Raw genomic sequence first — 26,467 nt, forward strand, 5'->3', positions numbered from 1 at the left:
ACTCTAGTCGATATGTTTGTGTGCTTTATAAGAAGATCTCACCAGGGCACCGCTTTCTACGTGACGGAATCCCATGTCCAGACCGGCTTCGCGTAACCTGTCGAATTGCTCCGGTAAAATAAACTGCTTCACCGGAAGGTGCTTTTTAGAAGGCTGCAGGTACTGGCCTATGGTAACCACATCTACCTTTGCTTCCCTGAGATCTTTCATGGTTTCCAGAACTTCTTCTTCGGTTTCGCCCAGTCCGAGCATGATCCCGGATTTGGTCCTTCGTACTCCCTGGTCTTTCAGGTATTTCAATACGGCAAGACTTCGGTCGTATTTGGCCTGAATACGGACTTCCCGTGTGAGCCTTTTTACGGTTTCCATATTGTGCGATACTACTTCGGGGGAGACTTCCACAATCCTGTCGATGTTTCTTTCCGCACCCTGGAAATCCGGAATTAAGGTTTCCAGCGTGGTTTCCGGGTTCATTCGCCTCACGGCTTTTACGGTCTCTGCCCATATGATAGAGCCCATATCTTTCAGGTCATCCCGGTCCACGGAGGTGAGCACGGCATGTTTGATGTTCATTAATTTGATGGAACGGGCTACTTTTTCAGGTTCTTCCCAGTCAATCGTTTCCGGTCTCCCGGTTTTTACCCCGCAGAAGCCACAGGACCTGGTACATATATTTCCCAGTATCATAAAGGTGGCAGTACCTTCACCCCAGCATTCTCCCATATTCGGGCAGCTTCCGGACGTACATATGGTGTTTAGCTTATATTTATCTACCAACCCCCTCAGTTCCGTATATTTTTTACCTGTGGGAAGCTTAACACGAAGCCATTTCGGTTTGCCTTTCGGTGGCGCTGCATTAGCAACAGTTTCTATACTCATAGCTCTGTTTTTGTAGCACAAAGATACAAAAGAAGTATGAAGTAACAGGTATGATACGGGGGAAGTGAAAATGTAGTTTTCCGTAGGTTATTCACAGGTGTTTTTTTACTTTGAAAACCGGAATAATACATTCATTGTTTTTAAAAAAGGGTTATGGTATACCAAAGACTGAATCCGGTCAGGAAGATAATTCCCATCCAGCTTATAACTTTAAGGGCAATACCCGGCCGGTTCTGCTCCGGCGTATGAGAGGAACAGATAAGCCGGAAATTGATAATCGCATAGAAAGGGGCGGTTACAAATGACAGGATGGTAGCTATATCGATAAGGGTCTTCATTTCCGAGAGGAAGTAGAGCAATATGGCAACCGTTCCTGCCGCGAGTATTATCATCCAGATAGTATAGGAGTGTTTACTTTTTTGTTTAAACAATAACCGGGTGGTATAGGACATGGCCCTGGGCGAGGCGTCCAGCGTGGTGAGCGTGGTGCTGAACATCGTGGTGAAAGCTGCTACGGCAATGAGTATATAGGCGGCTTCACCCAGGTTTCTGGTATATAAGGATATGAGTTGTTCGGAAAAAAGCGAGGCATTGCTGCTGAAAGTATTCCCGGTACCGAACATGACCAATGCGCCCAATGCCATAAACAATACACCGAGAATTACAGTACTGCTGTAACCGAGGTTGAAATCGGTAATGGAATTCTTCAGGCTGTATCCCGGAATATTTTTTTTCTTTTCCAGGGCCCACAGGGAATGCCATATGGAAATGTCCAGGGGGGCGGGCATCCATCCCATGAAGGCGATGAGAAAGGCAATACCGGCATCACTTTTTGGCAGAACCTGGCTGAACGTATGCGGAACGGAGGTGTCGGGAATGGCCAGAACAACTGCTATGCAGGTGCTTATGGTGAGGGTGAAGACAATAATTTTCATCAGGTTGTCCAGAAATTTATACCTTCCCAAGACTAATATTACCATACATATGGCAGTGATTATGGCACTCCACAGAATAATATTCTGTGTTATCCCGAAAAGGGTGGATGCCAGGCCTGCGGTAACTATAGTGAGTGCGGTTTGTATGGTAAACATCGTGGCAAAAGTCAGTATAAAATATGTCACCAGGATGGGAGTACCGAGTTTTTTGTACCCGTCAAGAAGGCATTCGCCCGTAGCCAGGGTATACCTGGGGCCATACTGAAAAAAAGGATATTTAAAAAGGTGTACGAGTAAAAGAGCCCAGATCAGTCCGAAGTCAAAATCGGCACCTGCTCTTGTGGATTGTACCAGGTGCGATACGCCTATCGCTGCCCCTGCAAACAACAGGCCGGGCCCCAGCTTAGTAATATACTTATACATTTTTGCTTTTGTGGATAATTTCAGCCAGTAATTTTCGTGCCCGAAGTAATTTTACCTTGACGTTGTTGAGAGGTTCGTTCAGTTCCGATGCTATTTCCTGGTAGCTTAGTTCGCGGAAATACCGGAGATTGATAACATCCTGGTAGTGGGGTTTTAATTTTTTTATGAAGCGCTTTAGCTGTGCCAGATTTTGTTCGTAAATGAGGTTGTCCTCTGCCGAGGGGGCATCGTCCGGCACGTCGTAAACTCTATCCTCGTCCTGGGAGGTGGCCTGGAGTAAACTTGATTTTCGTTTTCGAAGCAGGTCTAGGTGAATGTTTTTGGAAATGGTAGTCAGCCATGTCTTAAAAGAATAGCTGTTGTCAAACGTGTCTATTTTGTCAAAAGCCTTGGAAAACGTCTGGATGGTAATGTCTTCCGCGTCATTTTCATTTTTGGTGCGTATAAGCTGAAAGCCGTAAATGTCGTTCCAATAATAATCCAACAGGAAGTTAAAGGCTTTTTGGTCACCTTCACGGGCCTTTTCTATATTTTTTCGGATAAGTTCTGAGGCTATTTCCAACGTGTACTTTTTCTGAAACTTGTTATAAAGATATAAAATTGCACACTAATAAGAACGGCTTCGTACAGTGGAAGAAGCCATATAAATCCTTTTTCCCCGAATTTTCGGACCAGTCTTGTCATTATCGCGTATTGGATTACCCATTTGAGGAGGATAAGAGCAAGCAGGGTCACAGGATTTACCCCTAGTAGTATGGATGGAACGGGCAATAGCCAGAAAAGTAACTGCGCCAGGTAATACAGGTTGAGGAGTACCCGGTCCTTTAGTTTAAAATTCCGGAAAACGTAAAAACCTTCCCGTTTTTGTTTTATCCATTCGGAAAACGAAGGTGTTGTGACAGATTCCGTCCGTGCTGCCTTTGCGGTGCACACTATGGTATTTTTTGCTGTAGAGACTTCATTTATAAAAAGTTCGTCTTCCCCGTTTTTCATGTCCATATGGCTGATAAACCCGTTTACCTTGTAAAATGCGCTTTTATGGAAAGCCAGGTTTTTTCCGGATCCGGAATACGGGAGTCCGGCTGTTGCAAATGAAAGGTATTTTACAGCATGGAACCAGTTGTCAAAACGGATCAGCGCATTGGAGAATACATTTTTCTTCCTTTTTATGGCGCTGTAGCCAAGAATAACGGTTTTTTCCCCGTAGCAATGCTGACTGATTTCCCGTAGCCATAGATTGGAAAGCGGTACATAATTGTCTTCGATAGATACCAGGAGATTGTTTTTGGCTGCTTTTATTCCGAGAGTCAGGGCGTATTTCTTCTTGCCCCAGAAGGCTTCGTTGTTTATGACGTTGACTATTTTTATATTCGGGTATCGTTCTGCAAATTCTTCAATGACGTCGAGTGTATGGTCGGAAGAAGCGTCATTAATAAGGATAACCTGAAAATCCGGGTGATCCTGAGCCAGAACGGAAGGAAGGGTTTGCCGAAGGATATGGGCATTGTTTTTTGTTCGTATAAGAACAGAGACCGGGGCAGAATTTCCCTGTTGTAAGGATTTACCGGAAAAAGCCAGCTTTCCGAACAATATGTAATAAATGACGAGGATACCTGTGCTTCCTGCAAACAGGGAGAGTAAAGTTATTACCATAGGCAGTATCCCGCTGCATTAATTTTGTTGTAATTTCGGATCTTTGCATTCCTGCTCATCCGGCATCTTTCCGCAAAAACTACAAGCTTCCCCCGATTTATTCAAAAAAGGGCTCTGACTGGCACAGGTTCCAGCGAATTTACCATCTTTCTTCGCCCATATTTTTATGGCTATTCCGGCAAACGCCAGGGCCAGTAATCCTATGGTAAGCAAAATCAATTTCATCGTAGCAATCTTTAATTTATTTCTACTGCAAAGTTACGAAACAAAATAAGGAATAACGAATTATCCGGGTCGAATGATGCGTAATTCCGTTGTGTTGCCCTCTTTTTTCCGAAATATGGTTTCCGGCTGGCCTTTTTGGCTTTAATTCCACTAAGTGAGACAACTCTGCAATGCTCTGTTTGGAAATGAGCCAAGGTTGTTCGTTTGAATACCTCTTGTCCCGATTTCTGTCAGAATGCTCCACGGCTGTTGATCGCTATCTAAGGTAAATACTTGCCACCATATTTTCTTCGGTAGCGTTGATGTTTCCTCCTTTGGGTTCAATGGTTATATTGTAGCTTTTGGCTCCTTCTTTGAAAGGAATGGACAACAATTTGTTTTGTGCATTTTGCAGAACACCGAGACTGACCATTTTACCATCAATGTCCGCCCACATCTGGAATACCTGCTCTTCCGGAAGTTCGGGGAGCGAAACAATATTTATCATAGACAGTTTTTCCACCGGGTCTATGTAAGCCACTGTTTTCAGGTTTTTAGCCCTGCGGTTTCCATGAAGAATATACTTCTGGGTTTTCGGGTTGTTGAGTATGAGGAATTGATTTTTTACATCGTCCAGTTTGGAATTGGTGTTCAGGATATCACTTTTAAGTGAAGCGATCTCTTCATTTACCAGTCCGTTTTTGTAAAGTAATAGTTTGTTCTGGTAAAGCAATACCACGGTGGAAGTGCAAAAGATAATCGCAATAACAGCAGCGGCATTGAAATACCAGGATCTGGTTTTTTTCTTTTCCTTACGGATAGACCTCATTACGTTCTTTTTAACCTGTAAGGGTGCCGGCCTGGAAAAGGACCTGGTATAATTTTCGAGGTCTTCCTGCAATTCGGTATATTTTCTTTTAACCTCCGGGTATCGGGTTATGCTTTCTTCTATCTCATAGTTTTCTTCAGATGTTGTAGATCCTATAAGGTATCTTTCCAGCATATCACTTTCCAGCATGGCTTTTATAGCGTCGTTCATTTTCTCGGTCTTTTGACTGTCTGTAGATCACATCTGTGCAGCGGGAGGTATATGGTATTCCCTGCACATGTAAAAAATTAAATATTCGCATTAAAAATTTTCCTGAGTTCGCGAAGGCCTATTTTTAACCGGGATTTAACGGTACCCAAAGGAACATCCAGTATTTCACTGGCTTCCTGTTGTGTCATTCCTTTAAAAAACAGGGCTTCCAGGATTATTTGGTATTTTTCATCAAGGGATGCGATGTGTTTCTGAATATCCATATATTCAGGTTTTATGGCATCAATACCTATATTATATACGTGGGAAATATCCAGTTGGATTTCCTGTTCCTCTTTTATGTTTACATTTCTTACCTTATCTATGGCCGTATTGCGTATAATCCGGTACATCCAGGTGAAAAGCCTGGCTTTTTCAGCATCGTAGGTATGTGCTTTTTTCCATATTTTCATCAAACCTTCCTGCAGGACATCTTTGGCAAGCTCCTCATCGTGGGTTATTTTGTACGCAATGCCGAAAAGCGCATCTCCATAGTGATCGTAAAGCATGGCCATGCCCTTCTCATCTTTTTCAATGAGCAGGTTCATGATGTTGATTTCTAATAAAGAGGACATTGCCTTAATATTTTTTTAGTACATGACATCCGGCACACCCGGTTATTTCGTATATAAAGATGGGCCATCCAAAGTTATTAAAATTATGGATAGCTCTCTGTAAAGAGGAGACTATTTTTCTTATGTAAGGAATGAGGAAAGGGTCTCCCGGAAATAAAAATTTATAGGATAGTTGTTACGAGATACATCCCGGTATGGAAAGGGTTAGTCATACCGGCGGAAAACCTCCCCGGTACTATTAAGCCGGGGAGGTTTTTGTTTGTTCACAAAACGTTTACTTCGGGTTCGAGTAAAATGCCAAACTTGTCTTTTACGGTTGTTCGGATGGTTTGTGCCAGCTGCCATATATCTTCGCCGGAAGCATTTCCGTAATTTACCAGAACGAGCGCCTGTTTTGCGTGTACGCCTGCATCGCCATATCTTTTGCCTTTAAAACCACATTGTTCAATAAGCCATCCCGCAGGGATCTTGGTCTGGCTTTCGGAGATACTGTAGCTCGGGATTTCCGGAAATTTCGTCTTTAATTTTTCGTAAACCGCGATCGGAACAACCGGGTTTTTGAAAAAACTACCGGAATTCCCGATTTCTGCCGGATCGGGGAGTTTACTCTTTCGGATAGATATAACAGCATCGGAAATATCCCGGATAGAGGGGGATTCTATGCCCCGTTCTTCGAGAAGGGCCTTTATGGCTCCATAGCCGGTATGGAGGTTGTGGTTGTCTTTGGTAAGCCGGAAGGTGACATCTGTAATGATGTATTTTCCTTTGGCTTCCTGTTTGAAAATGGAGTCCCTGTAGCCAAAACGGCAATCCTGACCGGTGAACGTTATGCGTTTTCCGGAACGGACCTCTATAGCTTCGCACGATTCGAAAACATCTTTGAGTTCAACCCCATAGGCTCCTATGTTCTGGATTGGGGCGGTACCTACATTTCCGGGGATGAGGGAGAGATTTTCCAATCCCCCGTAATTCCTGTCCAGTGTCCATAAAACAAATTCATGCCAGTTTTCACCGGCACCGGCTTTGATCAGCACCTGTTTTTTATCTTCCTGCAAAACGGTAATTCCTTTTATTTTCATCAGAATCACCAGGGTCTCCAGGTCACGGGTAAGAAGGATGTTACTTCCTCCACCCAGTATAAATCTGTCCGGGTAGCCAGGATCTTCCAAGATATTAAGAAGTGCTGCCGTATCGGAGACGGAAGTAAAGTGCCTGGCACGGACGTCAATACCGAAAGTATTGTATTTTCTGAGAGAGATATTTTGTTGAATATTCACTTTGTTTTTTGTTGAATAGGTCCGTGGTGATTATAGGTGAAAAAGAGGCTGAAAACAGGATGTCGGTACCCGGAGATCAGCCGTCTTTATACGTTTATTTTTTGCCGGGGTATACTTTAAGAGCTTCTTTCAGTATATTCACTGCAGCGATCAGGTCTTCTTTTTTGAGGACATAAGCAATTCGCACCTGGTCGGTTCCCATTCCCGGTGTGGAATAAAATCCGGCTGCGGGGGCTACCATGACCGTTTGATTTTCCCATTGAAAGCTTTCCAGCAACCAACGTGCAAAGTCGTCCGAGTTTTTTACGGGAAGTTCGGCAATGCAATAAAATGCACCTTTTGGCCTGGCTACACGTACACCGTCTATTTTTTCGAGTTCACTGACCAGTAGGTTCCTCCGAGAGACATATTCTTCGATGACATCATCGAAATAATGCTGTGGAGTTTCCAGGGCGGCTTCACTTGCTATTTGCGCATAGGTAGGGGAGGAGAGCCTTGCCTGGGCGAATTTCAGCCCCGTGGAAATCACTTCTTTGTTTTTGGATACCAGGCAACCTATTCTTGCCCCGCACATGCTGTATCGTTTGGAAACGGAATCGATCATTATCGCATTTTCCTTAATCCCTTCTTCCCGCATTATGGAATAGTGCTCTGCATTGTCGTAAGCAAATTCCCGGTATACTTCATCGGAGATCAGGAATAAATCGTGTTTTTTAACGATTTCGGCAAGTTTGCGGATCTCTTCTTTGGAATATAGGTAGCCGGTAGGATTACCGGGATTGCAGATCAGTATTGCCCTGGTTTTCGGGGTAATCAGTTTTTCGAATTCTTCGATCGGGGGAAGGGCGAAGTTGTTTTCTATGGAAGATACCACCGGAACTACTTTTACACCGGAAGCCGTGGCAAAACCATTGTAGTTGGCATAGAAAGGTTCCGGAATAATAACTTCGTCGCCGTAATCGGCAACAGTTCCCATAGCAAACAAAAGTGCTTCCGACCCGCCTGTGGTAACAATGATATCTCCGGCGGTAACATCAACTCCTTTACCCTTGTAATATGCCGCCAGCTTTTCACGATACTGATCGGAACCTTCGCTCCTCGCATATTCCAGGATATCTATAGTGTTGTTCTTTACCGCATCCAGGGCTGCTTTTGGGGTTTTGATATCGGGCTGACCGATGTTGAGGTGATATACTTTACGTCCCTGCTTCTTTGCTTCTTCGGCATAGGGCACCAATTTACGTATGGGTGATTCCGGCATGAGTTTGCCTTTATCGGAGATTACTGGCATAATGTTTATTGTGTTAGTTTAATGTTTAAGCACCTGAACGCGGGATTGTAAAATACTACCGCGCATGTTTTTAGAGCCTGGATTTTCTGTTCTTTCTTCCTGATCCGGCTATGCAAATTTGCAAAATAATTTTTAGCTGTTATCTGCCAATCCGAATATTATTATTCTTTAATCTTTAATACGGTATATGTATGTTATTAAAAAATAAAACTTATATGTATATTAGTATTATGCATTTTTTTATACTAAATATTGATAAAAAATCAATGCTGGTCATTTTTTCAGTGTTGTTTTTTTGTATTTCCTCTTCTGCACAGTCGTATTTTAATTTATCTACGGATAAGGATTCCCATTCTGTCAGGTTCCGGCTTATCAGTAATCTGATTGTATTGCCTGTGGAGATTAACGGGGTGGAATTGTCTTTTATACTGGATACAGGAGTAAATAAACCAATATTATTTGACCTTACCTCGGCAGATTCACTGAAACTGAAGAACACGGAAGTGATATATATAAGAGGGCTTGGAGGAGGCGAGGCTATAAAAGCTTACAGGGCAAAGAACAATACTTTCAGGATAAAGAGGGATATTGTCAATTACAATGAGGATATATACCTGATACTGGATCAGGATATTAATTTTGCACCCCGGTTGGGAGTGCCTATACATGGCATTATCGGTTTTGAACTCTTTCGCGATTTTGTGGTGGAAATTAATTACGCACGCAAACGAATAAAATTCTATCGCCCGGGAACACATAAACATAGGACCTGCAAAAGATGCCAGACTTTTCCTTTGGATATCATTCACAATAAACCCTACATACAGGCAAGGGTAGATTTAAATGACAGGGATGGTTTAGAGGTGAAATTACTCATAGATTCCGGTAGTAGCGACGCCCTCTGGCTTTTTAAAAAGGAGGAAGAAGGACTTGTGACCCCCGATAATCACTTTGAAGATTTTCTGGGCAGGGGGCTTAGCGGCAGTATATACGGAGACAGGGCCAGAGTGGATAAGTTACAGCTGGGCCAGTTTGAGCTTAAAGATGCAAAAGTAGCGTTTCCGGATTCGATCTCCATACAACATCTTCAGAACCTGAATGAGAGGGATGGCAGCCTGGGAGCTGAAGTGTTGAAGCGTTTTAATGTTACGCTGGACTACGAGGGAAGAAAAATAACACTTCGGCGCAACAGGTATTTCAAAGAGCCTTTTAAATACAATATGAGCGGAATCGAATTGCAGCACAACGGAATTCGGGTGGTTAAGGAACTGGAATCGGGGATAAGGAGAGGGAAATCGGAAGGTGCCGGGAGTGAAGGTGTAGAGATACGACTGAACAGATTTTTTAAGTATGAATTGCACCCGGCATTTGAGATTGCCGAAATAAGGGAAGGTAGCCCCGCTTCTTTTGCCGGATTGCGCACAGGGGATATTATTTTATCTGTCAATGGAAAACCTACCTATAAACATTCGCTGCCGGAAGTTACGGAAATGCTGAATGTAAAGGCCGGGAAAAAGATCAGGCTGATTGTGGAAAGGGAAGGCAGGAGTATGCGATTTGATTTTGAGCTTAAGAAGGTGCTGTGATAAAGTATAAGGGACAGTCCCTAAAAATAACAAAGCCCCTTTTCAGGGGCTCATTAAACATTTTTTTACCAGGGAAACGGTAATGTTACTTACTGTTCCCTTCCAGTACTTTACCTTTGATCTTTAAGGCAACAGTAGGTGTTTCCGCATTGGAAGATACAGTAACGGTTTTTCGTATGGGCCCTACTCTTTTTGTGTCGTATTTTACTTCAATGGTTCCCTTTTCTCCTGGTTTTACAGGATTTGAAGTCCATTTTGGTACAGTACATCCACAGGAGCTGGATACGTTTGAAATAACCAACGGGGCATTACCTGTATTGGTAAATTCAAAAACGCGCAGGCCATTACTTCCCTTGGCGATTTCCCCATAGTCTATGGTGTCTTCCTTAAAATCGATTTTCGCTACTTTTTCTTGTGCGTGTACGGCCAGGGCAAACGTACTAACGAACAGGAATAATGCTAACTTTTTCATAAGCTGTAAATTTGTGGTTGCTTTACTGAAAAAACAACCTGTTTTTGTAACTTTTAAGTTTGTAACAAGCGCTAAAAATAAACACTTTTTCTGCTTCTGCAAAATTTACTCTCCTATTTACTTGCCGGGAGAATACCCTTTTGCCGTCATTTTCTTTGATTGACGGGCTTTTATAATCCTGCAGATATAACTACTTTTGCCAATTAAAGTCAAAAATCGTTCCAAAAAATGAATATTCCATCAAAATACGATGCTGCAAAAGTAGAGGGGAAATGGTATGAATACTGGTTAGAAAACGGTTATTTCCATTCGGAACCCGATGAGAGAAAACCTTATACTATTGTAATTCCTCCTCCCAACGTAACCGGTGTGTTGCATATGGGGCATATGCTCAACAACACCATACAGGATGTTTTGATACGCAGGGCGCGCCTCAAAGGTTATAATGCCTGCTGGGTACCCGGAACAGATCACGCTTCTATAGCTACCGAAGCCAAAGTTGTGGCAAGACTAAGAGACAGGGGGATTAAAAAATCGGACCTTAGCCGGGATGAATTCCTGGAACAGGCCTGGGAATGGACCAGGGAGCACGGTGGAATAATTCTGGAACAATTAAAAAAGCTGGGGGCTTCGTGCGATTGGGACCGTACTAAATTTACTATGGATGACGATATGTCAGCTTCCGTAATAAAGGTGTTTGTAGATTTGTATAAGAAAGGGCTTATCTACAGAGGGTATCGTATGGTAAACTGGGACCCGGAAGCGAAGACTACCCTGTCCGATGAGGAAGTTATTCACGAGGAAAGGCAAGGGCTTCTTTATTATCTCGCATATAGTATTGAAGGTGAAGACGAGAAAGTAATTATTGCTACTACCCGCCCGGAAACCATACTCGGGGATACCGCAATTTGTATTAATCCGAATGACGAACGTTATGCCCGTTTGAAAGGGAAAAAAGCTATAGTGCCTATTTGTAACCGCGTAATTCCTATAATCGAAGATGAATATGTAGATATGGAATTCGGTACGGGATGTCTTAAAGTAACCCCGGCGCACGATGTAAATGATAAAAACCTGGGAGATAAACACGGACTTGAAGTGATCGATATCTTTAATGAAGATGCCTCTCTCAATCATTATGGACTGCATTACGAAGGTAAGGACCGTTTTGTAGCACGAAAGGAAATAGCACGGGAACTTGAGGAAAAGGGGTACCTGGTGAAAACGGAGACGCATATCAACAAGGTGGGGACTTCGGAAAGGACCAAAGCCGTTATAGAGCCCAGACTTTCCGATCAGTGGTTTTTAAAAATGGAGGAACTTGCAAAACCCGCATTAAAAGCAGTTCTGGAAGATAAGGAGATAAAGCTTTTCCCGAAAAAGTTTGAAAATACATACCGGCACTGGATGGAAAATATCCGGGACTGGAATATTTCCCGGCAACTGTGGTGGGGACAGCAGGTGCCTGCTTATTATTACGGGGCAGGTAAAGAAGATTTTGTTGTTGCGGAGAATAAAGAAGAAGCTTTGAAACTCGCGCGTGAAAAATCCGGAAACACATCCCTTTCCTCTTCGGATATAACTCAGGACCCGGATGTACTGGATACCTGGTTTTCTTCCTGGCTGTGGCCGATGAGCGTGTTCGGAGGTGTACTCGATCCGGAAAATGAGGAAATAAAATATTATTACCCTACAAATGACCTGGTGACCGGACCGGATATCCTGTTTTTCTGGGTGGCGAGAATGATCATGTCCGGGTATGAATACCGGGGAGAAAAGCCATTTACTAATGTATATCTCACCGGACTGGTACGGGACAGCCAACGGAGGAAAATGTCCAAATCTTTGGGGAATTCACCGGACGCCCTCAAACTTATTTCCGATTACGGTGCGGATGGGGTTAGGGTTGGATTATTGCTCAGTTCGGCAGCAGGGAACGATCTGCTGTTTGACGAGGCCCTCTGTCAGCAGGGCAAAGGTTTTGCAAATAAGATATGGAACGCTTTCCGCCTCGTAAAGGGATGGGAGATCTCAGATACTGCCGAGCCCACCAAGGTTTCTGAAGTGGCCGTACGCTGGTATAGTTCAAAATTGGGACAAACACTGGCAGAAATTGAAGATCATTTTGCTAAATACCGAATATCTGATGCTTTAATGGCAACGTATAAACTCATTTGGGATGATTTCTGTTCCTGGTTTCTCGAAATGGTAAAACCCGTTTATGGTATGCCTGTCAGTAAAGAGACGTATGAGAAAACAGTTGCCCTTTTCGAAGAGAACCTGAAAATATTACATCCCTTTATGCCTTTCCTTTCCGAGGAAATATGGCAACATATGGAAAACAGAAGTAAGGACGAGGCACTGGTAGCGGCAACCTGGCCCGAACCCGTACAATCCGAAATGTCCCTTCTGGGAGGATTCTCCGTAATCACGGAAATCATATCCGGGATCCGTACGGTCCGAAAGGATAAAAATATTCCCTTTAAAGATGCATTGGAACTACATACCACAGGGGATAATTCTGATTTTTCCGAAGATCTCGATGAGGTCGTTAAAAAGCTGGGTAACATAACAGAAATCCATTGTAATGTGGAAAAGGTAGAGGGAAGTGTCTCTTTCCGCGTAGGAACAAATGAATATTTCATCCCGGTAGCCGGGGCAGTTGATGTGGAAAGCGAAATTAAAAAGCTTCAGGAAGAATTGTCCTATGTGGAAGGGTTCCTGAAATCGGTAAGAGGAAAATTATCTAATGAGCGTTTTGTGAATAACGCCCCGGAAAAGGTCGTGACCATAGAGAGACAAAAGGAAGCAGATGCCATAGCTAAGATTGCCACTATACGGGAAAGCTTATCTAATTTAAAGGATATGTAGGGTAATTCTTTCTTTTTGGATTTGCGATATATTGTACATTGCGAATTACGCAATTTAATACTTTATTAGATCTAATGTTTTGATATACAGTGTATTGTTTGGAATTGTGCTTTTTTATCGGTGATATTGAAAGGGCAGTATGTCAAAAAAAGATGAAAAAAGTTATTAAATTTTGAGAAAACTGTATTACATTCGCACTAACATTTGTATATTTAGGAAACAGTATTTAAGAAAATTTTTTTACTAAACACTTGATTATGATTATGAAAAAATTAATGTTTACATCGCTGTGTGTGGGATTATTTGCTACAGGCATGACTGCGCAGGAGATGAATACTTCCGAGGTATCGGGGACTACAGATGTCATGGCTCAGGACAATTTTAACAAATGGTCTATTGAGGTTAACGGTGGTGTTAACAAGCCGATGCGGCCTATGGCTTCAGGATATTTTAACAATACCCCCGATTTTCTTCACCTCGATCTTGGTGTTCGATACATGTTCAACGAAAAATTCGGTTTGAAACTGGATGTTGGATACGACAATTTCCAAAGCGACGAAAAATCTTTGGATTATGAAACCAAATACTACAGGGCAAGTTTGCAAGGAGTTGCAAACCTGGGTAGAATTATGAACTGGGAAACATGGACTAAAACTTTCAACCTTTTAGGACATGCCGGTGCCGGATATTCTCAGATGCGTCCGGACCAAGGGCCTATCTCTGATGATCACGATCAAATGATGAACTGGATCGCTGGTTTGACAGGACAGGTGAAACTCAGCGACCGGGTAGTGTTAAATGCCGACTTTACAACATTGGCACACAGTCGTCAGGATTATACTTTTGACGGTACCAAAAAAACTGCAACACGTGGTTTTGACGGTATAATGTTCAATGCAAGCGTAGGTATTTCTTTCTATCTCGGAAAAGCAAAACAACATGCTGACTGGTACCTGAGAGATAACGAGGCGCTTGATAATCTTGCACTGCGTGTAGATGATATCGAAGCAATGCTTCAGGATACGGACAGAGACGGCGTGCCGGATTATTTGGATCAGGAGCCAAACACTCCAACAGGAGTATCTGTTGACCGATATGGTAAAGCAAACGATCTGAACGAAAACGGAATTCCGGATGACCTGGAAAGCTCTCTTGACATGCGTTACGCTTCCAAAGAAAGCCTGGATGGTCTCGAAGGAGGTGGTGACCCTGTGAAAAGATTGCTTAACGACGGATACGTAAACGTATACTTCGGGTTCTCAAGCAGCAAACCGGCCGTATATTCTTTCGATGCTATCAATTACCTGATCAAGTATATGAACGAGAACCAGTCTGCACAGGCGGAGTTACTCGGATATGCTGACGAGATCGGAGGACAGGGGAATTTCAATACTTCCCTTTCTGAAAGAAGAGCTAAGGCAGTATATGACATACTGGTTGCTTCAGGTGTTCAGGAATCCAGACTTTCTTACAAAGGAATGGGTGTAGATGACACTGTAGATAAGAGTTCTGCTAATGCACGTCAAATCGTAAGAAGAGTTACTTTCAAGCTGAAGTAATAAATCTTAAATAAATAATAGTAAAACCGCCGGAAATCCCGGCGGTTTTCTTTTTTAATAGCATATCGTATCTGAAAACGGATATATTGCAGTGCTTTAGGGATAATCCGGAAGGTGATGAACTGAGCCATAACTTTGGCTGTTTCGTGCGGTAAGTATTCAGGTAGGGAATAGGTCCGGGGTAATCATATCACAGGCTTGAAGGCACCTGAATACAGGTCAAATAATACTGTACAGGTGGGAAAGCAGGTCTCTGCGGACAAAGCCCGATAGACGGACTTTGGAGAATTGGTTGATCCCTGAAAAGCACGTCCGCGCTTGTGGTCACATGTTGGGGTGAAGAATAGAAGAGAAAGGTATAGTTTGGTTAACAGCTAACCTGTTTCAAAAAAACCTTACTGGTCTTTTAACTGGGCTTTTACTAACGCTATATACTTTTCCTTTGCTTCGGTTTCCGATATATTCCTGGCTTGAAACAGGGCATTAGCTTTGAATGCATTGATAAGAGGTTTCCGGCTTCCCGGGTTGTCGTAATTTTTATTGGCTATTTTGTAATACGCATACAGGCGCAGGAGAAAATCGGCCGGTAGCGGGTCGTTGTAGTTGTTGATCTGTTCAACAGCCTCTTCAAAAGCTTTATTTAATGCATCTTCGGTCATCCTGGTAATTAATTGTAGCAATTGCTGTTTGGTTTTGTGCTCACTAAGAGAATTTCATGCTTTGGTGCTTGTACCCGGATTTATTCGAATACCTCCTGTATTTCCTGTGAGTCAGTTGACTTTTCTGCAATAATATCAATTCCGCCCTTAACCTTTTGATTAAGGTTTACCTTTATCCTGGCGTCTAACGGCAATAGAAGATCTACACGGGAGCCAAATTTGATAAAGCCGGCATCAGCACCCTGAACAGCTATAGAGCCTTCTGCGGCGTAATTAACGATACGCTTGGCCATGGCTCCTGCTATTTGTTTGTACATTACTTCTCCCCAAACCGCATTCTTAACTACTACAGAGGTCCTTTCGTTCTCTTCGGAAGATTTCGGATGCCAGGCCACCAGGTATTTTCCCGGATGGTATTTGCTGTAGACCACCTGTCCTCCCAATGCGTAGCGGGTGACATGAACATTTATCGGTGACATGAATATGGAAACCTGTATTCTCTTGTCTTTGAAATACTCTTTTTCGTAAACTTCTTCTATAACGACCACCTTGCCATCTACGGGGGCAATGATATGCTCATCGTTTTGCGATGCCTTTCGCTTCGGGTTCCGGAAAAACTGAAGTATGAGAATCAGTAATAGGATAGCGGCTATTTGTATGGAAAGTTGTAACCATGCAATGGGTGTAAAGTATTCTGCGAGCAGAATAATACTGACGACCACCAGGAAGGTGATGATGATGATTTTATGTCCTTCTTTATGAAACATAATTAAAAAATTGTAAAGTCAGGTATGCAAAAGGTGCCAGAAATATAATACTGTCCAGCCGGTCCAGCAGCCCCCCGTGTCCCGGCAATATGGCTCCGCTGTCTTTTACTCCTGCCAGCCGTTTGAACTTGGATTCGATAAGGTCTCCCAAGGTTCCCGTGATTACCACGACCAGGGAGAGAATGAGCCATTGTAAGATAGTCAGATCGCGGTTATATAATGCAAATATATATGCTGCTATAAGGGAGAAAACCATTCCTCCGATAAAACCCTCTATGGTCTTGTTAGGGGATATGCTGGGGAACAGTTTTGTTCGTCCTATGCTTCTTCCTACCAGATATGCAAAGGTATCATTAATCCATATCAATATAAAAATACCAATAATTATGAATTTGGCAAAAGGATTATCGTGATTGTGGTAGGGGATCATAGTCAGGAAAATGCACCCGGCTCCTATGTAAAAAACGGTGATGATGAATTTATGCAGTTCCCGTATGTTCTTCAACTGCTTTCCGGAATACAGGAGCGCAACCAAAAAAAGATTGACAATAAGGGTAATGGAGAGCAGGAAAAAGATAGCGGTTTTCCCTTGTACCAGGTGTACAAATAACCACCATAACAACAGGAAGGCTATAAATATATAATAACCGCTTAATTTGATGAGTTTTTTAAATTCATAGATGCATATCAACCCGAAGGACAGGAAGAGGAAATCAAAGGCATCACTGCTTAAAAACACTGCCGACAACAACAGGAAAACATAGAGGATTCCCGTAATGGAACGAGTGAGAAGGTCTTTCATTCTACAAATCTTCGAGAAGGAGCAAATATAGGTTTTTTGAATTACTTCCGTAGTTAAGAAAGTTCTTTTCTCCCTGTATATTGAAGTGTTTTATTGTAGTGATATTGGTAGGTATGTGGTCTTTGTTCTTATTTTTAATCCCCCGAAGGCCTTCCCCTATGGTATTTACGAGCTGGCTGGTAGTAGCGAAAAGTATTAAATTGTCCGGAAGATCATGCAATTTGAGTTCTCCTATCTGATTGGAACTTATGAGTATAGCGCCATTATCGGCAACTAGGTTTTCGCAGGTGGTTATAAAAGCGGAACTTCCCTGGTAGCTGGAAGAAAACTGCCCCCCTAGCTTTTCAAACTTTTCTTTCAGTTTGGCGTTTATACAGAATATTTTTTTATCACTCCAGTTGTTCTCGGTAAGTATACTCTGAAAACTTTCACAAATCTCTTCTATAGAGTCGCAATAAATAAATTTACCTCCGTTTTTCTTAAAATTTATGGTGAATTTTTCGTCTACCGGAAGATCGATATTAGGCATAAACTTACCTCTTTCCGCAGTGGGATCGTCGGCAGGATGCGGTTTGTTTATAATGTCTAAAATCTTCTTAAATAGCTTCATTCAATATTCAACGGAAAAAAGTGCCTTTTATTTTTATGTAAAGTTAAAAATATTCTTCGAGAAACTCCTTGTTTTACCTGTTATTTACAACAACTCTGCCGGCTTATTGTTCTTAAGCCGGCAGGGGGTGGAAATATTCTGGCGGAAGATTACTTTTCTAAGGTTTCTTCTTCCTCTTTTTGATAGGGACGTCTGCCGAAAATTCTCTCCAGGTCATCTTTGAAGATAACCTCTTTTTCAAGCAGTCTGTCTGCAAGTTCCGTAAGCTTGTCCCTGTTCTCGGATAATAACTTTACAGCCCTTGCGTATTGTTCTTCTATAATGTTGGAGATCTCCTGGTCTATGACGATGGCAGTCTCTTCACTATAGGGCTTGGTAAAGCCATATTCGCTCTGTCCGCTGGAATCGTAATAAGTCAGGTTTCCTATCTTGTCGTTAAGTCCGTAGATGGTTACCATGGCTTTAGCTTGTTTGGTCACCTTTTCCAGGTCGCTAAGGGCGCCTGTGGAGATCTTGCCGAATATTACTTTTTCTGCAGCTCTTCCTCCTAATGCAGCGCACATTTCATCCAGCATTTGCTCCGGACGAACAATCAGGCGTTCTTCGGGGAGGTACCAGGCAGCACCGAGGGACTGACCTCTCGGAACGATAGTTACTTTCACCAAAGGAGCGGCATGTTCCAGCATCCAGCTTACGGTGGCATGACCGGCTTCGTGGAACGCTATGGTTTTTTTCTCTTCCGGAGTTATGATCTTGTTTTTCTTCTCCAGACCACCTATAATACGGTCTACAGCATCCAGAAAATCTTGTTTGTCTACTGCCTTTTTTCCTTTTCTTGCGGCAATAAGGGCCGCTTCGTTACACACATTGGCGATATCCGCTCCGGAAAAACCGGGGGTTTGCTTGGCCAGGAATTCCAGGTCAAGAGCCTCGGATGTTTTTATAGGTCTGAGGTGGACTTCAAAAATCTCTTTTCGTTCCCGGATGTCCGGAAGGTCCACGAAAATCTGTCTGTCAAACCTTCCCGCACGCATAAGTGCTTTATCCAGTACATCGGCACGGTTGGTAGCGGCAAGGACAATAACGTTTGTGTTGGTGTCAAAACCGTCCATTTCCGTTAACAGCTGGTTCAGGGTGTTTTCACGTTCGTCATTAGACCCGGTGAAATTATTTTTTCCCCTGGCCCTTCCGATGGCATCGATCTCATCAATAAATATAATGGCGGGCGATTTGTCCTTGGCCTGTTTAAACAGGTCCCTTACCCTGGACGCACCTACACCTACGAACATTTCCACAAAATCAGAACCGGAAAGAGAGAAGAAAGGCACTTTGGCCTCTCCTGCAACTGCTTTGGCAAGAAGGGTTTTACCGGTACCCGGCGACCCCACGAGCAGAGCTCCTTTGGGAATCTTTCCACCGAGGGAGGTATATTTGTCCGGATTTCTAAGGAATTCCACAATTTCCTGGACTTCTTCTTTGGCTCCTTCAAGACCGGCAACATCTTTAAAAGTTACTTTGGTCTCTGTCTTTTCGTCAAAAAGTCTCGCTTTGGATTTACCTATATTGAAGATTTGTCCGCCGGCACCTCCGGCACCGCCTCCCGCCATTCTGCGCATCAGGAATATCCATATCCCTATGATAAGAATAAAAGGCAGCAGGGTAATGATAAAGTCTCCGAAAAGGTTGGACTCCTGGTCATAACCGATAACGGTCGGCAGGTTGTTCTCCTGTATGGTTTTATTAATTTTATTCTCAAAATTCTGAAGATCACCGAATTTCACCTCGTATTGAGGAGAAGATCCGGAAGCAGGAAGCAGGGAATTGTCTCCTACGTCCTTATGCACTTCCTTGGCCATGGCATCTTTGGTAAGAAATACTTTGGCCTGTCTTGTATTGGTAATAATAAGTACTTTTTCTACGTCACCGTTTTTGAGAAATTCCTGTAATTCGGAAGGAGTGGTGGCGGTAAGTTTTTGCCAGCTATTTCCCCCTGAAAACAGGTTTACTCCGATAATTACAAACAAAATGATTGCATAAATCCAGTACGAACTGAATCTCGGTTTTTTGTTATTCGGGTTGTCTTTTGCCATTAATTATTTGTCTTTGTCTGAAAATATTCATTAATAATCGGTTGGAACGGCGGTTACCTTTGCATCGCCCCAAAGACCTTCAATGTCGTAGTATTCGCGAATGTGCTTCTGGAAAACATGTACTACTACATTTACATAGTCCATGAGTACCCATTCGGCATTGTCCGTACCTTCTACATGCCAAGGCTTGTCTTTGATTTCCTTACTTACTGTTTTCTGAATGGAATTTACAATGGCATTTACCTGAGTGTTGGAGGTACCGTTGCAGATGATGAAGTAGTCACAAACCGTGTTTTCAATCCCTCTTAAATCCAGTATATTTATATCCTTTCCCTTAACATCTTCTATCCCTTTCAAGATTATTGCAATGAGTTCATCTGTGCTACTATTCTTTTTTGCCATTAACTTTCATGTGTTTAAATTTGCACCCGGGCCTCATACTGTTTTTACATATGGTGTAAGTCATCCCGCCCGTTTTGCCTAATTACCAGAGGCGATGCCTGCCGATATTGGTTATTTTCGCAAAGTTATTACTTTTTTGTTTCTTTAACTATTCTATTTAACAGAACATTTGTATTCCATATGCATATAATCAAACTTAATGCCATTGATTCTACGAATTCTTATTTAAAGGAGCTTAGTACTTCCGGGGTTCTGCAGGATTATACCGTGGTGGTTACCCGTGAGCAGACCAGGGGAAGAGGACAGATGGGGACATCGTGGAAGTCGGAGTCTGGTAAGAACCTGACATTTAGCGTATATAAGAAAATATCCTGTATTCGTAAAGAAGAGATATTCTGCCTGAGTATGGCCACATCCCTGGCTATTATCCGTGCCCTGAAAAAAATCGGTATACCGCGGCTGAAAATCAAATGGCCTAACGACATTTTGTCAGCTAACCAGAAGGTATGCGGGGTTCTTATTGAGAGTATTATAAAAAAAGGAGAACTGAACGCGGCTGTCATAGGCATGGGGCTTAATGTGAATCAAACGGATTTTAATGGATTGCCTAATGCGGGGTCGCTAAAGATGATTACAGGGGTGACGTATAATCTGGACGAACTGATGCACGGAATAGTAATGGAATTACAGAGCGGTGAAAAATTTTTGGTAGACCGCAACCTGGATGAATTGAAGTCTCAATATGAAGGGAGTCTTTTTCGGCGGGACAAACCTTCTACTTTTACCGATAAGGATGGCGTGTTGTTTATGGGATTTATCAAAGGTATTTCGGAAACAGGAAAGTTGATAATCCAGCAAGAAGACCAGGTGAGGAAAGAATTTGATTTGAAAGAAGTGAAGCTGTTGTATTGAAGTTGGAAGCATGGAGCACGGAGCACGAAGTTGTATGTTAGGAGAATTATTTTACTTCGTACTCCGTGCTTCCGGCTTTTTCACAACTTCCCCATATTCTCCGTAAGGGTACCGATAAAGCTGGTGATAGGGCCTTTTATCATCATCCCCATCATGGCGTTGAATTCGCCTTCGAAAACAAGACTTACTTCGCTTTTATCTGCTTCGATCTCCCGGATGTTTCCGGTTAGTGTAAAAGGCAATTTATTGCTGGAGGCCCCCAGAACAATACGGTCAAACTCATTCTTTTCTTTGAGTTCCAGGGTTATTTCTGGCATTCCCTTAAGTGCAAATGCAAACTTTTTATCGGAAATTACTTCGAACATACTGGTGTTTTCCGGCATCAGCGTTTCAAAGTTTTTTACATCGGAAAGGAAGTGAAAAAGTTCTTCCTGAGATTTATTTACTATTGTTTTCGGACTTTCTATGTGCATATGCAAATTTGTGTTAGTGTGAATGTCATCGTATGCAATTTGTGTGCCGTCCTTGCTGTAAAGATGTTCTTTCGGGGAAAATTATTTTACCACTGTCGATTTCCATTCTGCCGGGTTGGTCCGCCATTCCTTCAGGGCGTGGAGTTCTGTTTCACTGATGTAGTTGGTTTCTACCGCTTGTTCCAGCAGGTATTCGTAATTGCTCAATGTAGCGAGGTGTACACTTTTTTCTTCGAAATTCTTAGCAGCAACATCAAATCCGTAAGAGAAAATAGCTATCATCCCTTTGACATTTGCTCCCTGTTCCCGGAGTGCTTCTACGGCATTGAGACTGCTTTTTCCGGTGCTGATAAGATCTTCCACCACCACAACGTTCTGGCTGTGGTCCAGAAATCCCTCTATCTGGTTTTGTCTCCCGTGACTTTTTGGTTCCGGTCTTACATACACGAAAGGAAGCCCCAGGGATTCCGCTACCAGTATACCTATACCAATGGCCCCGGTAGCTACTCCGGCAATAACATCGGGCTTACCGTAATGTTCCTCGATCTGCTTTGCCATATTCTCGCGGATAAAATTTCGGATAGGTGGAAAGGATAGAGAAATTCTGTTATCACAATAGATGGGTGATTTCCATCCCGAAGCCCATGTAAAAGGATTTTTCGGATTCAATTTTATTGCATTAATTTGCAACAAAAGTTCTGCTGTTTTCTTAGCGGTATTTTTGTCTAAAACCATGGTGACAAATGTATGAAGTTTTTGTAAATGATTATCCAATTATTTTAACAAATATACTTACGAAAGAGGTAAAACATAAATCGTTTTTACTGGAGAGTGTAAGTATAGAAGAGGTTATCAGGCAGCTTAATAAAGGAGAAATAGAAGCGGCGCATTTGTATTATCCGGAAGAGGGGCAATTATTGCAGAAACTTCAGGAAAAATTACCTCTTGTGGTAGCTGCGGGTGGATTGGTGACTAATGCAGAAAATGAAATATTGTTCATTTACAGAAATGGCAAGTGGGATTTGCCCAAAGGCAAGTTGGAGAAAAAGGAATCCATTGAAGAAGCGGCAATAAGGGAGGTTGAGGAAGAAACCGGTATAAAAAAACTAAAACTCGGGCCTTTATTACAAAAGACCTACCATATTTTCAAAAGAAACGGTACTTACAAGTTGAAAGAAACCTATTGGTACGCTATGAGCAGTACCTATACGGGAAAGTTAAAAGCACAATGCGAAGAAGGTATTGAAAAGGTGGAATGGAAGAACCCGGAGAAGATATCCGAAGCACTTCAAAATTCCTATGCTAATATAAGGACCCTGTTTTCTGTTTAACAGGCATATTCGCATTATCGGGGTAAAATTTTATATATTTTTTAATAATAAGCTGTTTTTTAATACTTATTTTTGCAGTATACACAAAAAACAGACAGCATGAAAAATACATTAATTTTAATGTGTACGGCGCTAGCTGTGTCCGTTTCTTACGGTCAGCAGAGAGCTGACACCGGACCAAAAGTCAAAAATGAAAAAGTGTGGAACAAAGAGTCTAAGGACATAAAAGTGTACCACACTCCCGAAAGAGAAACCGTAACGGGACCCAAAGCCAAAAACAGTAAAATATGGCAAAAGGAAGAAACCTCTCAAAAAGTGGTTACCCGAAAGGAGAGGGAAGACCTTACCGGTCCTAAATACAAAAACAGAAAACCCTGGAAAAAACAATAGATGACCTGTCTGGTCGGATAAAAACAGATGGATACCGACGCGTAATAGAGTCCAAGGCGATGTCTTGATCCCGATAATTATCGGGATATCGAAGGGATAAAACTTAGTCTCTGAATGTTTAAAAACCCTAAATTTATCGGGTAAAACATAAAATTATGCCTCAGAAAAAGTCTGTTACCGATTCCGGTACATCCAAAATAGGGTGGAAAGAACGCCTGGGTTCCCTCCAGTATCTTCCGAGATTTTTCGGGAAGATACGGGAGGTGTCTCCCGGGCTTTTTTATGCCAATATACTGGCCCGTATTGTTAATTCGGCCATTCCGGTGCTCCTTTTGTGGGTCGGTAAGTTAATACTGGATGAAGTTGTTCTGCAAATCGGCGCTGCCGACAAGGATTTTGAAAGACTTTGGGTTTTGGTAGCCATAGAACTGGGATTGGCCGTGATTTCCGACCTGATCAGCAGGGCCACAAACCTGACAGATACTTTGATTGGCGACCTTTATTCCAATAAATCATCCGTGGAGATTATCAATAAAACGGCGGAAATTGAACTGAGTCAACTGGAAGATGCCGATTTTTATGATAAACTCGAAAGGGCACGCCGGCAAACTGTGGGGAGAGTATCGCTGATGTCCAATATTATGGCCCAGTTGCAGGACAGTATCACGGTTATTTCCCTGATAACGGCCCTTACCGTATTTGAGCCCTGGCTTATAGCACTTCTCATCCTCGCGGTTATACCTGCCTTCCTCAACGAAATAAAGTTCAGTCAGAAAAGCTACTCCCTTGCACGTGGCTGGACGACCGAACGGCGGGAACTGGATGACCTGCGCTATGTAGGGGCCAGTGACATTACGGCCAAAGAGGTAAAGTTGTTCGGTCTTACGGCGTATATAGCAGACCGTTTTAAGAAACTCTCGGACGCTTATTATAAAGTAACCCGCAAGCTGGCCATCCGGAGGAACCTGTGGGGAGGGGCTTTCAATATCCTGGGGGTGCTGTCTTATTACGGTGCTTTTGTATTGATCATTTTCCGGGTGGTTGCAGGTGTGCTTACCGTTGGAGACCTCACCTTCCTTTCCGGGTCCTTTAACCGATTGCGAAGCCAGTTGCAGAACATTTTTTTCCGGTTCAGCCAGATTACGGAAAGCTCCCTGTACTTAAAAGACTATTTCGATTTTCTGGACCTGGAAACCGCTTCCGATGATCCGGGAACAACGATACCCGTTCCGGATGTTATTCACCAGGGGCTGGAATTTGTGGATGTATGGTTTAAATACCCGGGAAGGGAAGAATATGTGCTCAAAGGGGTGAGTTTTGAAGTTCCTGCAGGCCGGAAACTGGCCTTTGTAGGAGAGAACGGTGCAGGGAAGACCACGCTTATAAAACTCGCCCTTAGGTTTTACGAGCCGGTAAAAGGACAAATATTACTGGACGGAACCGATATCCGGGAATTTTCCAAAGAAGCGTACCAGGGACTTTTCGGGGTGATCTTCCAGGATTTTGTAAAGTATAATTTTTCGGCAGGAGAAAATATAGCTGTGGGTAATATAGAAGAAGTACATAATCGTGACCGGATATTTAACGCTGCTGAGCAAAGCCTGGCCGACCAGGTTATCGCTTCCCTTCCCGGAAAATATGATCAGAAACTGGGACGCAGGTTTACGGACGGGCTGGACCTCTCCGGTGGACAATGGCAAAAAATAGCGCTGGCCAGGGCATATATGAAGGATGCCAAAATCGCTATCCTCGACGAGCCTACTTCTGCACTGGACGCCCGGGCAGAGTATGAAGCCTTTCAGCGGTTCATAGGACTTACCGAAGAGAAGACCGCCATAATAATTTCGCACCGGTTCAGTACAGTACGGCTGGCCGATACCATTGTAGTGCTTAAAGACGGCAGGGTACTGGAATACGGAACACACGAATCGCTTATGGAAAACAACGGCCTGTATGCAGAGTTGTTTGCGTTACAGGCCGTCGGGTATAACTAAGGGCAGAAGTACTGAATTTTTTCTGTTATCTTATGGTTACTTAGTTATTGGGTTATTGTGTGTTAACTAAATACCCCAGTAACCTAATAACCAGGACCATTTCATTGCCTTTCTAAATCGGCACTTTCAGGATTAAATAAACATTTGTAATTCAACGGATTAATCCTTAAATTAGAGAAACAAAACCCCGAAAAATGGCCAAAGTGCCAAAAAACGGGGTTTTTTCATTTTCTCTATCGATGAAATTACAAAGAATCTCCGAATTACAGCACCGTTTATCCTTTTTATCTTCCACCGAAGAATTATCTGCTTATAGGGACCGCTTTTTTGAGAGCGATCTGGGCAAAATCTACCAGGCAGTTCCCTGGGATGCGTTGGTCAGGGAGTTTGGGTTAAAGGAGTCTGGCAAAGGCACCCGTATGATGTTTAGTCCTCATGGTCGATTAGCCCTGATGTTTTTAAAACATCATGCAGGCTGTTCCGACCGGAAACTTATCGAGCAACTCAATAGCAATATCGATTACCAGTTCTTCTGCGATATCCACCTGGGGTTAAAACGACTTACCAATTACAAGATCGTCAGCCAGATCCGTTGTGAGTTGGCGGCTTGCTTGTCCATAACCGATGTGGAGAAGGCGCTTTATGTCCATTGGAAGGATTATATAGCGGAACCGGGAAACATCACTATGGATGCCACTTGTTACGAGAGCCAAGTGCGTTATCCTACCAATCAAAAACTGTTGTGGGAGTGTGTAGATTGGTTATATCGTCAAGTGGGTCAAATCTGTAAAGTTTTAGGCATTGCTCGTCCCCGTAGCAAGTATCGCAAATGGAAACAGCGCTACATAGGGTATAGTAAAATGCGTAAGAAAACGATAAAGAAACGCCGCAGCCTAACCCGAGCCTTACTCAAGTTATTACATAAACTCTTAGCCTTTGTAAAACAGTTGCAAAAGCACTATGATTTTACCATGCCTGAGCGGTTTTATGATCGGTTAAGGATTACCCAAAAGGTGTATGCCCAGCAGTATGTTTACTTTACTACTGGGAACAAGCCTAAAGGGCGGATTATCAGTTTGAGCAAGGATTACCTACGTCCCATCGTCAGGGGCAAGGAAATCAAACAGGTGGAGTTCGGGGCCAAAGTACACAAATTGCAAATCGACAGGATCAGTTTTATCGAACACCTGAGCTTCAATGCCTTTAACGAAGGGACACGTTTTACCAAGACCAT

Annotated in this window: 25 protein-coding genes and 1 pseudogene; 8 read left to right on the plus strand and 18 right to left on the minus strand. The window is 42.9% G+C overall.

Going from position 1 to position 26,467, the window contains the following annotated elements; all coding sequences use genetic code 11:
* Positions 1-3: 3 nt before the first annotated feature.
* From lipA to ACVBDU_RS06630, 9 genes and pseudogenes are all read right to left on the minus strand, one after another.
* On the minus strand, positions 4-879 hold the full coding sequence (gene lipA, locus ACVBDU_RS06590; protein ID WP_447178969.1) for a lipoyl synthase: 876 nt from the start codon (positions 877-879) through the stop codon (positions 4-6).
* Between the two features lie 140 nt (positions 880-1,019).
* Positions 1,020-2,237 (minus strand): Nramp family divalent metal transporter, encoded by a 1,218-nt coding sequence (locus tag ACVBDU_RS06595; RefSeq protein WP_447178970.1) that lies wholly within the window; start codon positions 2,235-2,237, stop codon positions 1,020-1,022.
* Complete coding sequence (locus tag ACVBDU_RS06600; protein ID WP_447178971.1) at positions 2,230-2,799, minus strand: RNA polymerase sigma factor; 570 nt, start codon at positions 2,797-2,799, stop codon at positions 2,230-2,232. Before ACVBDU_RS06600 ends, ACVBDU_RS06595 begins: the two co-directional genes overlap by 8 nt.
* The gene (locus ACVBDU_RS06605; RefSeq protein ID WP_447178972.1) at positions 2,790-3,890 is read right to left on the minus strand and encodes a glycosyltransferase; all 1,101 of its coding nucleotides are present in this window, start codon (positions 3,888-3,890) and stop codon (positions 2,790-2,792) included. The genes ACVBDU_RS06600 and ACVBDU_RS06605 overlap by 10 nt, the downstream gene beginning before the upstream one ends.
* Before the next feature lie 18 nt (positions 3,891-3,908).
* On the minus strand, positions 3,909-4,115 hold the full coding sequence (locus ACVBDU_RS06610; protein WP_447178973.1) for a membrane or secreted protein: 207 nt from the start codon (positions 4,113-4,115) through the stop codon (positions 3,909-3,911).
* Between the two features lie 256 nt (positions 4,116-4,371).
* Positions 4,372-5,133: an anti-sigma factor domain-containing protein gene (locus ACVBDU_RS06615; RefSeq protein ID WP_447178974.1), complete on the minus strand. Its 762-nt coding sequence runs from the start codon at positions 5,131-5,133 to the stop codon at positions 4,372-4,374.
* A gap of 77 nt (positions 5,134-5,210) precedes the next feature.
* Entirely contained in the window at positions 5,211-5,747 is a 537-nt protein-coding gene (locus tag ACVBDU_RS06620) for an RNA polymerase sigma factor (protein ID WP_447178975.1), read from the minus strand.
* A gap of 263 nt (positions 5,748-6,010) precedes the next feature.
* Positions 6,011-7,027, minus strand: a pseudogene (murB, locus tag ACVBDU_RS06625) (UDP-N-acetylmuramate dehydrogenase); the annotation flags it as partial.
* Positions 7,028-7,118: 91 nt separating this feature from the next.
* The gene (locus ACVBDU_RS06630) at positions 7,119-8,315 is read right to left on the minus strand and encodes a pyridoxal phosphate-dependent aminotransferase (RefSeq protein ID WP_447178976.1); all 1,197 of its coding nucleotides are present in this window, start codon (positions 8,313-8,315) and stop codon (positions 7,119-7,121) included.
* Between the two features lie 215 nt (positions 8,316-8,530).
* On the opposite strand from ACVBDU_RS06630, the gene ACVBDU_RS06635 reads away from it, so the two are divergent.
* Entirely contained in the window at positions 8,531-9,901 is a 1,371-nt protein-coding gene (locus tag ACVBDU_RS06635; protein ID WP_447178977.1) for an aspartyl protease family protein, read from the plus strand.
* Positions 9,902-9,986: 85 nt separating this feature from the next.
* Here the strand turns inward: ACVBDU_RS06635 and ACVBDU_RS06640 are convergent, their stop codons facing one another.
* Complete coding sequence (locus ACVBDU_RS06640; protein ID WP_447178978.1) at positions 9,987-10,373, minus strand: DUF1573 domain-containing protein; 387 nt, start codon at positions 10,371-10,373, stop codon at positions 9,987-9,989.
* Positions 10,374-10,601: 228 nt separating this feature from the next.
* Between ACVBDU_RS06640 and ACVBDU_RS06645 the strand changes: the two genes are divergently transcribed.
* Together ACVBDU_RS06645 and ACVBDU_RS06650 are read left to right on the plus strand one after the other, a co-directional pair.
* On the plus strand, positions 10,602-13,244 hold the full coding sequence (locus tag ACVBDU_RS06645) for a valine--tRNA ligase (RefSeq protein WP_447178979.1): 2,643 nt from the start codon (positions 10,602-10,604) through the stop codon (positions 13,242-13,244).
* Positions 13,245-13,507: 263 nt separating this feature from the next.
* On the plus strand, positions 13,508-14,803 hold the full coding sequence (locus ACVBDU_RS06650; RefSeq protein ID WP_447178980.1) for an OmpA family protein: 1,296 nt from the start codon (positions 13,508-13,510) through the stop codon (positions 14,801-14,803).
* 395 nt (positions 14,804-15,198) lie between these two features.
* Here ACVBDU_RS06650 and ACVBDU_RS06655 read toward each other — a convergent pair whose 3' ends face one another.
* The 6 genes from ACVBDU_RS06655 to rsfS all read right to left on the minus strand — a co-directional run bounded on the left by ACVBDU_RS06655 (position 15,199) and on the right by rsfS (position 20,133).
* Positions 15,199-15,462 carry an acyl-CoA-binding protein gene (locus ACVBDU_RS06655; RefSeq protein ID WP_447178996.1) on the minus strand — a complete coding sequence of 88 codons (264 nt, stop codon included), beginning with the start codon at positions 15,460-15,462 and terminating at the stop codon, positions 15,199-15,201.
* An 80-nt stretch (positions 15,463-15,542) separates the two neighbouring features.
* A complete protein-coding gene (locus ACVBDU_RS06660; RefSeq protein WP_447178981.1) occupies positions 15,543-16,229 on the minus strand; it encodes a phosphatidylserine decarboxylase family protein in 687 nt (228 codons plus the stop codon).
* Positions 16,219-17,031 (minus strand): phosphatidate cytidylyltransferase, encoded by an 813-nt coding sequence (locus ACVBDU_RS06665; protein ID WP_447178982.1) that lies wholly within the window; start codon positions 17,029-17,031, stop codon positions 16,219-16,221. Before ACVBDU_RS06665 ends, ACVBDU_RS06660 begins: the two co-directional genes overlap by 11 nt.
* A gap of 1 nt (position 17,032) precedes the next feature.
* On the minus strand, positions 17,033-17,641 hold the full coding sequence (locus ACVBDU_RS06670) for an LUD domain-containing protein (RefSeq protein WP_447178983.1): 609 nt from the start codon (positions 17,639-17,641) through the stop codon (positions 17,033-17,035).
* Positions 17,642-17,790: 149 nt separating this feature from the next.
* Complete coding sequence (gene ftsH / locus ACVBDU_RS06675; RefSeq protein WP_447178984.1) at positions 17,791-19,731, minus strand: ATP-dependent zinc metalloprotease FtsH; 1,941 nt, start codon at positions 19,729-19,731, stop codon at positions 17,791-17,793.
* Positions 19,732-19,761: 30 nt separating this feature from the next.
* Positions 19,762-20,133, minus strand: coding sequence for a ribosome silencing factor (rsfS, locus tag ACVBDU_RS06680; protein ID WP_447178985.1), 372 nt, complete (start codon positions 20,131-20,133; stop codon positions 19,762-19,764).
* 180 nt (positions 20,134-20,313) lie between these two features.
* On the opposite strand from rsfS, the gene ACVBDU_RS06685 reads away from it, so the two are divergent.
* Positions 20,314-21,045, plus strand: a complete 732-nt coding sequence (locus tag ACVBDU_RS06685; protein WP_447178986.1) for a biotin--[acetyl-CoA-carboxylase] ligase — start codon at positions 20,314-20,316, stop codon at positions 21,043-21,045.
* A gap of 80 nt (positions 21,046-21,125) precedes the next feature.
* Here ACVBDU_RS06685 and ACVBDU_RS06690 read toward each other — a convergent pair whose 3' ends face one another.
* Together ACVBDU_RS06690 and pyrE are read right to left on the minus strand one after the other, a co-directional pair.
* Entirely contained in the window at positions 21,126-21,518 is a 393-nt protein-coding gene (locus tag ACVBDU_RS06690; RefSeq protein WP_447178987.1) for an SRPBCC family protein, read from the minus strand.
* Between the two features lie 81 nt (positions 21,519-21,599).
* Positions 21,600-22,253 (minus strand): orotate phosphoribosyltransferase, encoded by a 654-nt coding sequence (gene pyrE, locus ACVBDU_RS06695; protein ID WP_447178988.1) that lies wholly within the window; start codon positions 22,251-22,253, stop codon positions 21,600-21,602.
* An 8-nt stretch (positions 22,254-22,261) separates the two neighbouring features.
* On the opposite strand from pyrE, the gene ACVBDU_RS06700 reads away from it, so the two are divergent.
* From ACVBDU_RS06700 to ACVBDU_RS06715, 4 genes are all read left to right on the plus strand, one after another.
* Positions 22,262-22,849, plus strand: a complete 588-nt coding sequence (locus tag ACVBDU_RS06700; protein ID WP_447178989.1) for an NUDIX hydrolase — start codon at positions 22,262-22,264, stop codon at positions 22,847-22,849.
* A 99-nt stretch (positions 22,850-22,948) separates the two neighbouring features.
* Complete coding sequence (locus ACVBDU_RS06705; RefSeq protein WP_447178990.1) at positions 22,949-23,239, plus strand: hypothetical protein; 291 nt, start codon at positions 22,949-22,951, stop codon at positions 23,237-23,239.
* A gap of 155 nt (positions 23,240-23,394) precedes the next feature.
* The gene (locus ACVBDU_RS06710; RefSeq protein WP_447178991.1) at positions 23,395-25,233 is read left to right on the plus strand and encodes an ABC transporter ATP-binding protein; all 1,839 of its coding nucleotides are present in this window, start codon (positions 23,395-23,397) and stop codon (positions 25,231-25,233) included.
* Between the two features lie 194 nt (positions 25,234-25,427).
* Positions 25,428-26,467, plus strand: a 1,040-nt coding sequence (locus ACVBDU_RS06715) for a transposase (protein WP_447178992.1), incomplete at its 3' end; no start/stop codon positions are given.

The sequence above is a fragment of the Sinomicrobium endophyticum genome, assembly GCF_052983315.1.